Here is a 13,555-nt window from a genome sequence, read left to right as displayed (position 1 = left end):
GCGGTACGGGCGGGGCTCACCCGCCTAACTCTAGGCACCGCCCCCGACACGCACGCGCTCCCGGGCCATGCCGACCAGGACGCGGGCCGCCGGGCTCATCGGACCACCGGCCCGCCACGCCAGCACCAGGCGGCCGCGCAGCTGCGGCGTGATGGACACCGGGTGCACGTCGTCGCGGGACCGGGACACCGACTGCGGCACGATCGCGACGCCAAGCCCGCGGGCGGCGAGGTCGGCGAGTTCGACGGGCGTGCTCGCCTCGAACGCGATCCGGGCGGCGACGCCCGCTGCGGTGCACGCCTCGTCCAGCCTGCGGCGGATACCGGTGCCGGCCGGGAGCGCGATGAGCGGCCGGGCGGCCAGCGCGGGCACCGAGACCCGGCTGCGGCCCCACCACGGGTCGCCGCGCCCGACGACCGCCTCGATCGCCTCGTCGGTGGTCACCTCGACCGCCAGGCCGGCGGGCACCTCGTCTGGGCCGACCGAGGCGATCGCGAGGTCGAGCCGTCCCGACTGCACGCCGTCGATCAGCCCGTCGGAGTCCTCGGTGCCGAGCGTGATCTCCACGGCCGGGTGCGCCGCATGGAAGGCCGCGAGCAGAGCGGGCATGTCGACGCCGTGCGCCGTCACCGTGCCGATCGCCACGGAACCGCGGACCAGGTCGCCCAATTCCTCCACCGCGGTCCTGGCGTCGCCCACGGCGGCCAGCGCGGCACGTGCGTGCGGCAGCACCGCCTCACCCGCCGCGGTGAGCCGTACCGCCCGGCGGGTGCGGTCGAACAGCGGCTGGCCCAGTTCGCGCTCGAGACGGGCGATCCGGGCGCTCACCGCGGGCTGGGCGACGTGCACCCGTGCAGCCGCCCGTGTGAAGTTCGCCTCCTCGGCCACCGCGACGAAGTACTCGAGCTGACGGAGCTCCATAAGCGTTGATTATAGTTTTACGCGCAAATTCGTATTGGACTTATACCAGCTCCTCACGCACCGTCGACGTATGACCACCTACGTGCTGATCCCCGGCGCCTGCCACGGCGCCTGGTGCTTTGACGACCTGACCGACGCGCTGCGCGGACGCGGCCACCGGGTGCTGGGCTACACCCTCACCGGTGTCGCCGAGCGCGCCCACCTGGCGCACGCCGGTGTCAACCTGGACACCCACGTGACCGACGTCGTCACTGCGCTGGGCGCCGACACCGACGCCGACGACCTGGTGCTCGTCGGCCACAGCTACGGCGGCATGGTGATCACCGGTGTCGCCGACCGCATCCCGGACCGGGTCGACGCGCTGGTGTACCTCGACGCGCTGGTGCCTCGCGACGGCGAATCCTGTTGGCACCTGGTCAACGACGAAGAACGCGAGTGGTACCTCGACGTCGACGACACCGGCTACGGGGTGCCGCCGATGCCGTTCTTCGACCCGCGGGCCACCGCGCACCCGCTGGCGTCCTTCCTGCAGCGGATCCGGCTCACCGGCGACCTCGGCCGGTTCCGTCGTCGCGACTTCGTCTACGCCCTCGACTGGCCCGGCGACTCGCCGCTGCGGTCGTCCTACGAACGGGTCCGCGACGACGACTCCTGGAACGTCCACGAACTCGACGGCAAGCACAACCTGATGCGCGACAAGCCGGACGACGTGCTGCGCATCCTGCTCGACGCCGGGGCTCAGTAACCGAGCAGCGTGCGGAACCGCTGCCCCACCGCCATCGACTCGCCCATCCGCCGCACCCAGCCATCGAGTGCCGCCTTCGTGTCGGCCGGCTCGAAGCCGTTCTCCTGGGCGATGGCGATCATGCCGGCCTCGTCGGTGACGCCCCGGGCCTGCGCCTGACGGGCAAGGTCGGCATAGTCCTGCAGAGAGAAGCCGTTGATCGGCTGCCAGATCGCATCGTCCACGGCGACCGGGCGGGTCGACGGCCCACCGAACAGGGCCGGGTCGACCGGTCCCGCGCCCCGCACGTACACGGTGCCTGCCTGCTGTGCCGCTTGCTTGGCCTTCGTGAACAGTCCCATGATGTCTCTGCATCTGTCCCGGGTCTCCGACGCTGCTGTCGGAGACGAATGTCCGGTGCGGTACGAAGTCCACAGCGGAGCCGCCGCTACCGATCCCGACTTCGGAGCGATGATCAAACTGGAACACGTTTCAGTTCTGCCCGGTCGGTCGGTACGCTGACCGCGTGTCAGAAGCAGCAACGCAACCGGCCGTCGACGGCTGGTTCGCCACCGACGGGTCCGGAACTCCCTATCTGCTCGGCGGCAAATGCCACCAGTGCGGCACCTACGTGTTCCCGCCCCGGTCCGGTAACTGCCCCAACCCCGGCTGCGACGGCGACGACCTGGCCCAGGTGCCGCTGTCGCGGCGCGGCACGCTGTGGAGCTACACCGAGAACCGGTACGCCCCACCGCCGCCGTATCCGTCGCCGGACCCGTTCGAGCCGTTCGCCGTGGCCGCGGTCGAACTGGCCGACGAAGGCCTGATCGTGCTCGGCAAGGTGGTCGACGGCACGCTCGCCGCCGATCTGCGGGTGGGCATGCAGATGGAACTGACGACCATGCCGCTCTACACCGACGACGACGGCGTCGAACGCATCGTCCACGCCTGGAGGATCGCCTGATGAGCCCAGCAACAGCGCCCGAGCCGCTCTACATCCTCGGCGCCGGCATGCACCCCTGGGGCAAATGGGGCCGCGACTTCACCGAGTACGGCGTGGTCGCCGCCCGTGCCGCGCTCGCCGAGTCCGGACTTGACTGGACGCAGATCCAGCTGGTCGCCGGCGCCGACACCATCCGCAACGGCTACCCCGGCTTCGTGTCCGGTGCGACCTTCGCCCAGAAGCTCGGCTGGAACGGCGTGCCGGTGTCGTCGAGCTACGCGGCCTGCGCCAGCGGATCTCAGGCCCTGCAGAGCGCGCGCGCCCAGATCCTGGCGGGATTCTGCGACGTCGCCCTTGTGATCGGCGCGGACACCACCCCCAAGGGCTTCTTCGCGCCGGTGGGCGGCGAACGCCGCAACGACCCCGACTGGCAGCGCTTCCACCTGATCGGCGCCACCAACCCCGTGTACTTCGCGATGCTGGCGCGCCGGCGAATGGACCTGTACGGCGCCACGCTCGAGGATTTCGCGTCGGTGAAGGTGAAGAACGCCAGGCACGGGCTGGAGAACCCGAACGCCCGCTTCCGCAAGGAGACCTCGATCGAGGACGTGTTGGCCAGCCCGGTGGTCTCCGACCCGTTGCGGCTGCTCGACATCTGCGCCACCTCCGACGGCGCGGCGGCCCTGATCGTGGCGAACAAGGCGTTCACCGAGAAGCACCTCGGCTCCACCGAGGGAGTGCCCTCGGTGCGGGCGGTGTCGACGGTGACTCCGCGCTACCCGCAGCACCTGCCGGAACTCCCGGACATCGCCACCGACTCCACCGCGGTGGTGCCCGCGCCCGACCGCGTGTTCAAGGACCAGATCCTCGACGCGGCCTATGCCGAGGCCGGCATCGGGCCGGAGGACCTCAGCGTCGCCGAGGTGTACGACCTGTCCACCGCACTGGAACTCGACTGGTACGAACACCTGGGCCTGTGCCCGAAGGGTGAGGCCGAGCAGCTGTTGCGCAGCGGCGCGACGGCCATCGGCGGACGGATCCCGGTCAACCCGTCGGGCGGTCTGGCCTGCTTCGGCGAAGCCATTCCCGCGCAGGCGATCGCGCAGGTCTGCGAACTCACCTGGCAGCTCAAGGGCCAGGCCACCGGACGGCAGGTTGAAGGTGCGACGGTAGGTGTGACGGCCAATCAGGGTCTGTTCGGCCACGGCTCGTCGGTGATCGTGGCCCGCTGACGGCGGGGCGCTCAGCGCCTCTCGACGTCGTAGAGCCAGACCGTCGGCTCGGTCAGCTCGCCGTCGGCCGCCCAGCGGTAGCGGTGCGCCACACCCTGGCCGTCGTAGCCGCGGATCCATTCGGCCATCTGCGGGCGGGTCAGCATGCCGGAGTCGATGCCGCGCAACATGATGGTCGCCAGGTCGTAGCCGACGGCGGTGAGATCGCCTGGCGCACTGTCGAACTTGGCCGCAAAGTCGTCGGAGAACCAGCCCGGGTCCGGACCGTAGGGCAGTGCGACCGACACTCCGTCGGGGTCTTCGCCGACATAGCCGAACAACGCCTCACCGTCGGCCTCAGCGGCCGAGAGCAGCGCCGCGCCGACGCCGCGATCACGGAGCCGCTGCAACAGTTCGCCCGCCTGCGCCGCAGATCCACCGAAGTACACGGCGTCCGGCGCGGCCGTGCCGATCGACTCGGCGATGGCGTCGATGTCGTTGTCGCGCAACGTTTGTAGTCCGCCGCAGCTGACGAGTGACGGGTTCAGCGCGGTGGTCACCGCCTGCGCGAGACCCGAACCGTGCGGCGTCCCGTCGTCCGCGACGCAGACCCTGCGGTAGTTCGCAGGACCCGTCAGGTAGCGGGCCACGGCGCTGCCCTGCGCGGTCAGCCCGGCGATCCCCCGGAAGAAGGCGGCGCGGCCACCCGCAGGGGCGGTGTGGGTGCCCGCCGACGCGGCGACGGTGACCAAGCCGCTACGGGCCAGGGCGTCCCGCAACTCGTCACTGATCTCGGACGACGCGGGGCCGATCATCCCGATCGTGTAGACGTCGTCGACGATCTGCAACCCCGCTCCCGGCGGCATCGGGTCGGCGCCGTCGGTGTCGAGTTCCTTGAGTTGCACCTGGCAGCCGGGGTTGGCGTCGTTGTGGTCGTCGACGGCCAACCGCACCCCGTCGCGGACGCCCGTCCCCGTCGGCGCGCGAGCGGTGGTCAGCGGCCCCGCGACGGCGATGGACACCAGCGCGCACACGGCCTTGCCGTCACCGGCCGGGTCCACCGGCCCCGGCGCCGGATCCGGCCTGTCGAGAACCGCGCCGTCCATGCCGATCTCGGCCCTCGGGACCAACGCGAAGCGGGTCGGTTGCAGCCGCACCGCGGCCACCACGCCCGCGGCCAGCAGCCCCGCCAAGGCGACCGCGGCCAGCACGGTCACCCGGCGACGCGACCGCCGCACCCCCGGCTCAGTCACGCCGCACTCACTTCCCCCCGCTCACCACCGACGAGCCCCTACGCTTACCACACCTTAGGGTGTGCGGGCGTGGCTCCGCCGGTTTCAGGCGACGCCGAGGTAGGCGGCCCGCACCGCGTCGTCGTGGAGCAGATCGCGCGCCTTACCCTCCCGGGTGATCTCCCCGGTCTCCAGGATGTAGGCCCGGTTCGACCGGCTCAGCGCCTGCTGGGCGTTCTGCTCGACGAGCAGCACGGTGGTGCCCTCGGAGTTGATCTGGGCGATGATGCCGAAGATCTGCGAGATCACCATCGGCGCCAGACCCATCGACGGCTCGTCGAGCAGCAGCACCCGCGGCCGCGCCATCAGGGCCCGGCCGATCGCGAGCATCTGCTGCTCACCGCCGGAGAGCGTGCCGCCCACCTGGTCGCGCCGCTCCCCCAGCCGGGGAAAGGTCTCGAACACCCAGTCCAGCCGTTCGCGATGGGCGGCCCGGTTGGGGAACTTGCGTCCGTAGCAACCCATCTCGAGGTTCTCGGTGACCGTCATGCCGGGGAACACGCCGCGGCCCTCCGGCGCCTGGATGAGCCCGTGGCCGACCCGCTTGTGCGCCTTGACCCGCGAGATGTCGCGGCCCTCGAACCAGACCGACCCGGAGCTGAGCGGGCGCAGGCCCGAGATGGCACGCATCGTGGTGGTCTTGCCCGCTCCGTTGCTGCCGAGCAGCGTGACCAGTTCACCCTCCCGCACGGTCAGCGAGATGCCGTGCAGCGCCTGGATCCTGCCGTAGTGGACGGCGACGTCGCGCAGCTCGAGGATCGGGTCGCCGCTATTCGAGCTCGTCATCGGGCACCCCCAGGTAGGCGGCGATCACCGCAGGGTTCTCACGGATCTCGGCCGGCAGGCCGTCGGCGATCTTGCGGCCGAACTCGAGCACCACGATGCGGTCGGTGACACCCATGACCAGCCGCATGTCGTGTTCGATCAGCAGCACGGTGTAGCCGTCGTCCCTGATCTTCTGGATCAACTCGATCAGCGCCGACTTCTCACCCGGGTTGAACCCGGCGGCGGGTTCGTCGAGGCACAGCAACTTCGGCTCGGTGGCCAGTGCGCGGGCGATCTCCAGCCGGCGCTGATCACCGTAGGGCAGGTTCTTCGCCTTCTCCTCACCGCGCGCGGCGATGCCGACGAACTGCAGCAGTGCGGCCGCGCGCTCCACGGCGTCGCGCTCCTCCCTGCGGTGCCGCGGTGACCGGATCAGAGCCCCGGGCACCGACGTCTTGTGCCGGGCGTCGGTGCCGACGACGACGTTCTCCAGCGCGGTCATCTCACCGAAGAGCCGGATGTTCTGGAAGGTGCGGGCGATGCCGCGGCGGGTGATCTGGTGCCGCTTGATCCGGCCCAGCGGTGCGCCGTCGAACGTCACCGTTCCCGCACTGGGGCGGTACACGCCGGTGATGGCGTTGAAGCAGGTGGTCTTGCCCGCGCCGTTGGGCCCGATGAGGCCGAGGATCTCGCCGCGCCGGATGTCGAAGTTCACCGCGTCGAGCGCGACCAGCCCGCCGAACCGGACGGTGAGGTCCTGCACCTTCAGCAGCGCCTCGCCCTCGTCGACGCTGATCTCGCGGTGCAGCGCAGCGAGATCCTCGTCGATCAGCGTGCCGTCGCCGGCGACGGGTTCGGTCACGGCGTCGCCTCCGTCTTGTCGGTGGACCGCAACAGCCGTTTGGCCGCCCTGCTGTAGGCCAGCAACTGCTGGCGCACCGGGAACAGCCCCTCGGGGCGGAAGATCATCAGCACCACCAGGGCGAGTCCGAAGAACAGGAACTTCAACTGGTCCATGTTGACGCCGAGGAACTCGACGCCCATCAGCCGGTTCGGCAGGTACACGATGACGAACGCACCGAACACGACCCCGAGCTTGTTGCCTGACCCGCCGAGCACCACCGCGCACAGGAAGAGCATCGAGTTGATGATGTTGAAGCTCATCGGCGAGACGAACTGGACCTGGCCGGCATAGAGCGCCCCGGACAGGCCGCCGATGCCTGCGCCGATGACGAAGGCCCACAGTTTGAACTTGAAGGCGTTGACGCCCATCACCTCTGCGGCGTCCTCGTCCTCACGGATCGCCACCCACGCCCGGCCAACCCGGCTTCGTTCCAGGTTCCCCACCAGCAGCAGCACGGCCGCGAGCAGGATCAGGCCCAGCCAGAACCACCAGGTGCCCGAATTGGTGTTGGCGGCGGTGTTCCCGCTGGAGAAGTACCCGGGGAACCCGGGATGCTCACCGACGTGGGGGTACGCCAGGCCGCCGAGCCCGCGCGGGCCGTTGGTCACGCTCTGCAGGTTGTCGGCGACCAGGCGGATGATCTCGCCGAAGCCCAGTGTCACGATCGCGAGGTAGTCGCCACGCAGCCGCAGGGTCGGCGTGCCGAGGATCAGGCCCGACAGCGCGGTGAACGCCATCGCCAGCGGCACGCACGACAACCACGCCCAGTCGGAGTTGAAGAAGGCGTTCCAGCCCATCAGGTTCCACGGGCTCGACGGGCTGGTCAGCAGGGCGACGGTGTAGGCGCCGACGGCGTAAAAGCCGACATAGCCGAGGTCGAGCAACCCCGCCTGGCCGACGACCACGTTGAGGCCGACGGCGATCAGCGCGATCATCACGAACTGCGCCATCGTCACCCCCAGGCTGGTGCCGGGCGTGTCGAGGAACGGCGGCGGGAACAGCGGCAGCAGCGCCAGGAATCCGAAGAGGAAGACGCCTGCCACCCACTTCGCGGGCCGCGGCAGATCGTCCCACCTTCGGCGCAGCGCGTCGCCGGGGGCGAGCAACGTGCTCGACTTCGCGGTCGTCGGGGCGGTCATACGCGTGCCTTCCCCAGGCTCTCGCCGAGTATGCCCGTCGGCCGGATCAGCAGCACGAGCACCAGCAGACCGAACGCGATGACGTCGCGCCACTGCGTGCCGAACAGCGCCTGGCCGTAGTTCTCGATCACGCCGAGCAGCAGCCCGCCGAGCAGCGCGCCGCGCAGGTTGCCGATCCCGCCGAGCACCGCCGCCGCGAATGCCTTGATGCCGAGCACGAATCCGCCGTAGAACACGATCGCCTGCGGCACCTTGAGCGTGTACAGCAGCGCGGCCACGCCGGCCAGCAGGCCGCCGATCAGGAAGGTCAGCATGATCACCCGCTCGCGCGACACCCCCATCAGCGTCGCGGTGGTGGGATCCTGTGCGACGGCGCGGATCCCGCGGCCGAACTTGGTGCGGTTGATGGCGGTGTCGGCCAGCAGCGCGAACGCCAGGGCGGCGATCACGATGATGAGCGTGATGTTGGTGACCGGCGCGCCGAAGATCCTGAACTGGATCTCGGGTTCCACCAGCCGGATCGGCTGCTGTGCGTTCGGGCCGCCATAGCCCGGGATGATCCGCGGCAGGATGAACAGCACGAACTGCTGGAGGATGAACGACATGCCGATCGCGGTGATGAGGAACGTCAGCGGCCGCGCATTGCGTTTTCGCAGCGGCCGGTAGGCGACGGCTTCCAGGCCGACCGCGGCGCCGCCGGACACCAGCATCGCGAACACCGCGGCGACGATGAGATAGAAGATGGTGCTGACGATCCCGACCGCGTAGGCGTTGCCGCTCGGGCGGAAGCCGAGGACCATGTCGAGCGCGAAGTAGGCGCCGAACATGCCGAGCATGAAGATCTCGGAGTGGGCGAAGTTGATCAGCCTCAGCACGCCGAACACCAGCGTGTAGCCCACCGCGACGAGCGCGTAGATCGCCCCCCATGACAACCCGTCGATGGTGAGGCCGAGGAAGCCACTCCGGAGCGCGTCGACATCGAAGTTGATGTCGGCCGCGGTCATCACGCACTGGGCCAGGCAGTCGTGAATCATCCTGCGCGGGAGCTCCTTTTCAGGTCTGTTCGACGGGTTCGGAAAACGGAAACGCGCCCGAGCCTTTCGGTCCGGGCGCGTCCCGTCGTCACTTTGCGACTACGACTGGACCTTGTAGATCCAGATCAGATTCGTGGTGAGCTCACCGTTGGGCGTCCACTGGTAGTTGCGCGCCACGCCCGGGGCGTTGTACGTGCGGACGTGCTCCAGCAGATCCGGGCGGGCGACCTTGCCTGCGTCGATGCCCTTGAGCAGGATCGTGGCCAGGTCGTAGCCCTCCGTGCTGTACGTGCCCGGCTCGGCGTCGAACTTCTCGGTGTACTCCTTGGCGAACTCAGCCGGGGCGGGTCCGCACGGGCAGGACAGCAGCGCATCCTTGGAGGAATCGCCCGCCTGGTCGACGAACTGCTGGTCCTTGGTGCCGTCGGCCGAGACGAACGTCGCGGTCACGCCGCCGTCGCGCAGCTGCTGCACCAGCGGTGCGGCCTCGGAGTAGTAGCCGCTGAAGAAGATCGCATCGGGCGAGGCGCCGCTGACCTTATTCACCGTGGCCGAGAAGTCCTTCTCGCCCTTCTTGATCTGGCCGCTGCAGCCGGCGTCGGCGGCGGGCCCGAGGGTGGTGCGCAACGTCTCGGCCAGGCCGGTGCCGTAGGCCGTGCTGTCGTCGATGACGCAGACCTTCGAGTACTTGAGGTTGTTCTTCAGGTAGTTCGCGACCGCCGGTCCCTGCACCCCGTCGTTGGCGAGGCCGCGGAAGAAGGTGCGCCAGCCGTTCTCGGAGAGCGACACGCGGGTCGCCGAGGCCGTGGTGGCGACCAGCCCGGCATCGCTGAACTGCTTGCCGGTGGCCTCGGTCTCGCCGGAGAACGCCGGCCCGATCAGCGCCCGGATCGACGCGTCGTTGATGATGCGCGGCGCGATACCGCTGGCGGTCTGCTCGTTGCCCTGGGTGTCGAAGGTCTGCAGGTTCACCTGGCAATTGGGGTTGGCGGCGTTGTGCTTGTCGATGGCCAGCCGCGCGCCGCGCTCGATGTTGATGCCGAGTGCCGCGTCGGGACCGGTGAGCGCGCCGGCCATGGCGATCGAGACCGGCTCGCAGCGGGCCTGCCCGTCACCGGCCGGATCGGCCGGCGTGCCCGTGTTGCCCGCAGGCACCTCGGCGCCCGCCTGGTCGATCTGCACCTGTTCGACGATCTTCAGGTTCGATTGGCCGCCGCCCTCCTGTTCGGGCGCGGACTGCTCGGAGCAGCCGGCGATGCCGAGGACGAGCAGGCCTGCAGTGGTCAGAGCGAAAGCACTCCGTGTCGCGCTACGGCGCACGTGTCACCTCCCGGTAGAAGGGCAATTCGGGGCAGAGCATGGATCGGGCATACGTCGGATCGAAAAGTACGTCGTTTCGGGAAAGAACATAGCCGCCGCATGGCCGTGGTGCGTCGTGTTGGGAAATGCGTGCCGCGATCGACGCCTGGTGACCGCGCCGAACGACGGATACGGAAACGCAGTGTTTACGTGTGCCGCGGCGGCTGGCCTGCCGCGGGCCCGCCGTCGGGCTCGTCGAGCGTCTCCAGAACCACCTCGGCGACGCGTTTCATGGTGGTCCGGCGGTCCATGGCCGCACGCTGGATCCACTTGAACGCCTCGGGTTCGGTCATCCCCTGCTTGGACTGCAGCAGGCCCTTCGCCCGCTCGACGAGCTTTCGGGTCTCCAGCCGCTCCGACAGTGACGCCACCTCGGACTCCAGCGCGCTGATCTCACTGAACCGGCTGACCGCCACCTCGATCGCCGGGATCAGATCGGAGGCGTTGAACGGTTTCACCAGATAGGCCATCGCGCCGGCGTCACGGGCCCGCTCGACCAGGTCGCGCTGGCTGAACGCGGTGAGGATGACGATCGGGGCGATCCGCTTGGCCGCGATCTCCGACGCCGCGTCGATGCCGTCCCGGCGCGGCATCTTGACGTCCATGATCACCAGGTCGGGGTTGAGGCGCTCGGCCAGTTCGACGGCTTCCTGCCCGTCACCGGCCTCGCCGACGACCTCGTAGCCCTCCTCGCGCAGCATCTCCGCCAGATCCATCCGGATGAGCGCCTCGTCCTCGGCGATGAGAACCCGGCGTGCTGGCGCTGCGCCCGATGGGGGCCCGGTGTGGGATGCCGTCATGGCTCACATTGTGGCGGTTACCCACGCGATCAGCGACCTCGGGGCCATCCTCTATCGTGGTAGGCCGCCAGGCCCTCGTATCCCAACTGGCAGAGGAAACGGATTCAAAACCCGTCCAGTGTGAGTTCGAATCTCACCGAGGGCACCAACCCGCGTCTCCTGCGGCGATACGCTTCGACCCGTGGCGATCAGCGAGTTCCGGCGGGCGATCTGCATGCCCGACGTGGCCCGCGACCACCGCATGCCCGCCCGCACCCAGCACTATGCGCAGAGCGTCCTCAGCCGGTTGCGGGTGCTCACCATCGCGACGTACATCGCCGCCTTGGTGTCCGGTCTGTTCGGGCTGTTCCAGCTCACGTTCGCCGGCAAGTTCGCGGCTCTCGGCTGGCTCAACCTCGCGTCCACGGCGGTGTTTCTGCTGATCCCGGTGCTGTACCGGTTCGGCGCACTGGTCGCACCGCTGACCTTCTTCGTCTTCTCCTACCTGTCGATCGGGTTCATCTGCTTCTCCATCGGCACCGATTCCGGCCTGCAGTTGTACTTCCTGGTGTCGGCGTCGCTAGTGGTGCTGGTGCTCGGCACCGAGCGGATAGTGCTGTCGGCGATCCTGGTCACCCTCGGTGTGGCGGGCACGATCGCGCTCGAGCTGACCGTGCCCGCCGACCGTGGGATCGCGCCCGCGTGGACGCTGACCGTCGGCTTCATCTCCTCTGCCGTCTTCTCGACGGTGATGGTGTTCGCGACGGTGTGGTTCGCGCTGCGCGAGATCGACCGGGCCGAGGCCGCCATGGAGTCGGAGTACCAGAGGTCGGAGAAGCTGCTCGCCAACATCCTGCCCGCGAGCATCGCGGCGCGGCTCAAGGATCCGGCGCACACGATCATCGCCGACAAGTACGACGACGCCTCGATCCTTTTCGCCGACATCGCCGGCTACACCAAACGGGCCAGTGACACCTCGCCGACCGATCTGGTGCGCTTCCTCGACCGGCTCTACACCGACCTCGACGCACTCGTCGACCGGCACGGCCTGGAGAAGGTGAAGACCAGCGGCGACTCGTACATGGTGGTCAGTGGGGTGCCGCGGGAGCGGCCCGACCACGTCGAGGCACTGGCCTGCCTGGCGCTCGACATGGCCGACGCGGTGGCCGACCTCACCGACCCGGGCGGGCGGGCCGTGCCGCTGCGGATCGGGCTGGCGGCGGGGCCCGTGGTGGCCGGTGTGGTGGGCGCCCGGAAATTCTTCTACGACGTGTGGGGCGACGCCGTCAACGTCGCCTCACGGATGGAGAGCACCGACGTCGAGGGCCGGATACAGGTGCCCCACCAGGTCTACGAACGCATCCGCCACGCGTTCGAATTCGAGGAGCGCGGCGACGTCGACGTCAAGGGCAAGGGCGTGATGCGCACCTGGTACCTGACGGGCCGACGCGACGACGAGGCGGTCCGCGGCGCGGTCGAGGTGGCCGCGCCGACCATGACGTCACCCCTCGGCTGACGCCCGGCGCTCGGCGATGAAGGCCAACCGCCGCAACGATTCCCGGTTGCGCGGCCAGGCCGCCATGTCGGACAGCTTGTCGGGCATCAGCTTGCCGAGCCCGCTGATCGGATACTCCTCCATCTGCACCCGGCAGCCGTCAGGAGTGTCGGACAGCTTCAGGACCACCCGGGCGCCGCCGAAGGGCCTGCCCTTCGCGTGCAGGACGAGTTCTTGGGTCGGAACGGCCTTCTCCACGACGGTCTCGTCGTCGAGGACGGCCGGCCACACCCCGATGGAGTGGTGGATCCTGCTGCCGGGTCCGGGCCAGTTCGGGTCGACCGCCCGCATCCGGCTGTTGCCCACCACCCACTGGGAGTAGGTCCATCCGTCGGCCAGCACGTCCCACACCTGTCGGCGTGACGCGGCGATGTCTCTTGTCACAGTCACGCCGCAGGTGTACCCGCCTGTGCTCTCGGCTAGACCTTGCGGTTCTCCGACTTGATCAGCCAGGCCAGCTTCTCGAGTCCGTCGATCAGGCCGTGCAGGATGTCGGCGGTGCTGGGATCCTCGGCGTCGACCGCGTCGTGGACGGTGCGCAGGGTGTCGACCGTGGCGTAGATCCTGGCGGTGATGAAGTCCACCACGTCGGCGGTGCTGTGCTCGTAGGCCGGGAATTCCGGCAGCGTGGTGGTCGCCGCCACGGTGTTCGACCGGCCGTCCGGTACGGCGTCGAGTGCGCGCATGCGCTCGGCGATGGTGTCGCTGCCCTCGCGCGCGAAGTCGACCAGTTCGTCGAGTTGCAGGTGCAGGTCGCGGAAGTTGGTGCCCACGACGTTCCAGTGCGCCTGCTTGCCCTGGAGATGGAGTTCGATGAGGTCGACGAGGACTCGCTGCAGGCTGGCGCTCAGTTCGGTGGAGGCCACAAAGCCCTGGATTTCTGCTTCGGTGCGGCGTGCCGCCGTCTTCACTGTCGTTGTCGTCATGAT

15 protein-coding genes and 1 tRNA gene are annotated in these 13,555 nt (G+C 69.1%); 5 read left to right on the top strand and 11 right to left on the bottom strand.

Going from position 1 to position 13,555, the window contains the following annotated elements:
- Positions 1 to 30: 30 nt before the first annotated feature.
- On the bottom strand, positions 31 to 921 hold the full coding sequence (locus O6P37_RS12790; protein WP_269894404.1) for a LysR substrate-binding domain-containing protein: 891 nt from the start codon (positions 919 to 921) through the stop codon (positions 31 to 33).
- A 70-nt stretch (positions 922 to 991) separates the two neighbouring features.
- Between O6P37_RS12790 and O6P37_RS12785 the strand changes: the two genes are divergently transcribed.
- Entirely contained in the window at positions 992 to 1,666 is a 675-nt protein-coding gene (locus tag O6P37_RS12785) for an alpha/beta fold hydrolase (protein ID WP_269894403.1), read from the top strand.
- Here the strand turns inward: O6P37_RS12785 and O6P37_RS12780 are convergent.
- Positions 1,660 to 2,007, bottom strand: coding sequence for a hypothetical protein (locus O6P37_RS12780; protein WP_269894402.1), 348 nt, complete (start codon positions 2,005 to 2,007; stop codon positions 1,660 to 1,662). The two genes, O6P37_RS12785 and O6P37_RS12780, sit on opposite strands and share 7 nt — an antisense overlap.
- A 164-nt stretch (positions 2,008 to 2,171) precedes the next feature.
- Here O6P37_RS12780 and O6P37_RS12775 point away from each other — a divergent pair, with 164 nt between their 5' ends.
- Positions 2,172 to 2,609: a Zn-ribbon domain-containing OB-fold protein gene (locus O6P37_RS12775; protein WP_264015242.1), complete on the top strand. Its 438-nt coding sequence runs from the start codon at positions 2,172 to 2,174 to the stop codon at positions 2,607 to 2,609.
- Positions 2,609 to 3,820, top strand: coding sequence for a lipid-transfer protein (locus O6P37_RS12770; protein WP_269894401.1), 1,212 nt, complete (start codon positions 2,609 to 2,611; stop codon positions 3,818 to 3,820). The genes O6P37_RS12775 and O6P37_RS12770 overlap by 1 nt, the downstream gene beginning before the upstream one ends.
- Before the next feature lie 11 nt (positions 3,821 to 3,831).
- On the opposite strand, the gene O6P37_RS12765 is transcribed toward O6P37_RS12770, so the two are convergent.
- The 7 genes from O6P37_RS12765 to O6P37_RS12735 all read right to left on the bottom strand — a co-directional run bounded on the left by O6P37_RS12765 (position 3,832) and on the right by O6P37_RS12735 (position 11,092).
- Positions 3,832 to 5,052 (bottom strand): branched-chain amino acid ABC transporter substrate-binding protein, encoded by a 1,221-nt coding sequence (locus tag O6P37_RS12765; RefSeq protein ID WP_269894400.1) that lies wholly within the window; start codon positions 5,050 to 5,052, stop codon positions 3,832 to 3,834.
- An 84-nt stretch (positions 5,053 to 5,136) separates the two neighbouring features.
- Positions 5,137 to 5,877: an ABC transporter ATP-binding protein gene (locus tag O6P37_RS12760; RefSeq protein ID WP_264015239.1), complete on the bottom strand. Its 741-nt coding sequence runs from the start codon at positions 5,875 to 5,877 to the stop codon at positions 5,137 to 5,139.
- On the bottom strand, positions 5,861 to 6,688 hold the full coding sequence (locus O6P37_RS12755) for an ABC transporter ATP-binding protein (protein ID WP_264015255.1): 828 nt from the start codon (positions 6,686 to 6,688) through the stop codon (positions 5,861 to 5,863). Before O6P37_RS12755 ends, O6P37_RS12760 begins: the two co-directional genes overlap by 17 nt.
- A 26-nt stretch (positions 6,689 to 6,714) precedes the next feature.
- Positions 6,715 to 7,899 (bottom strand): branched-chain amino acid ABC transporter permease, encoded by a 1,185-nt coding sequence (locus tag O6P37_RS12750; RefSeq protein ID WP_269894399.1) that lies wholly within the window; start codon positions 7,897 to 7,899, stop codon positions 6,715 to 6,717.
- Positions 7,896 to 8,933: a branched-chain amino acid ABC transporter permease gene (locus O6P37_RS12745; protein ID WP_269894398.1), complete on the bottom strand. Its 1,038-nt coding sequence runs from the start codon at positions 8,931 to 8,933 to the stop codon at positions 7,896 to 7,898. The genes O6P37_RS12750 and O6P37_RS12745 overlap by 4 nt, the downstream gene beginning before the upstream one ends.
- 99 nt (positions 8,934 to 9,032) lie before the next feature.
- Positions 9,033 to 10,253: a branched-chain amino acid ABC transporter substrate-binding protein gene (locus O6P37_RS12740; RefSeq protein ID WP_264015236.1), complete on the bottom strand. Its 1,221-nt coding sequence runs from the start codon at positions 10,251 to 10,253 to the stop codon at positions 9,033 to 9,035.
- A gap of 185 nt (positions 10,254 to 10,438) precedes the next feature.
- Positions 10,439 to 11,092, bottom strand: a complete 654-nt coding sequence (locus O6P37_RS12735) for an ANTAR domain-containing response regulator (protein WP_269894397.1) — start codon at positions 11,090 to 11,092, stop codon at positions 10,439 to 10,441.
- Positions 11,093 to 11,163: 71 nt separating this feature from the next.
- Here O6P37_RS12735 and O6P37_RS12730 point away from each other — a divergent pair.
- Positions 11,164 to 11,240: transfer RNA gene (locus O6P37_RS12730), tRNA-Leu, on the top strand.
- A 93-nt stretch (positions 11,241 to 11,333) separates the two neighbouring features.
- Entirely contained in the window at positions 11,334 to 12,587 is a 1,254-nt protein-coding gene (locus O6P37_RS12725) for an adenylate/guanylate cyclase domain-containing protein (protein ID WP_408633164.1), read from the top strand.
- Here O6P37_RS12725 and O6P37_RS12720 read toward each other — a convergent pair.
- Both O6P37_RS12720 and O6P37_RS12715 read right to left on the bottom strand, forming a co-directional pair.
- On the bottom strand, positions 12,573 to 13,016 hold the full coding sequence (locus O6P37_RS12720; RefSeq protein WP_269894396.1) for an SRPBCC family protein: 444 nt from the start codon (positions 13,014 to 13,016) through the stop codon (positions 12,573 to 12,575). The two genes, O6P37_RS12725 and O6P37_RS12720, sit on opposite strands and share 15 nt — an antisense overlap.
- Before the next feature lie 29 nt (positions 13,017 to 13,045).
- Positions 13,046 to 13,552 (bottom strand): Dps family protein, encoded by a 507-nt coding sequence (locus O6P37_RS12715; RefSeq protein WP_269894395.1) that lies wholly within the window; start codon positions 13,550 to 13,552, stop codon positions 13,046 to 13,048.
- Positions 13,553 to 13,555 lie beyond the last annotated feature (3 nt).

The sequence above is a fragment of the Mycobacterium hippophais genome (assembly GCF_027529605.1).
GTDB lineage: Bacteria > Actinomycetota > Actinomycetes > Mycobacteriales > Mycobacteriaceae > Mycobacterium > Mycobacterium arseniciresistens.
Note: the sequence above shows the minus strand (reverse complement) of the source record. Positions and strands in the feature narration are given on the sequence as shown.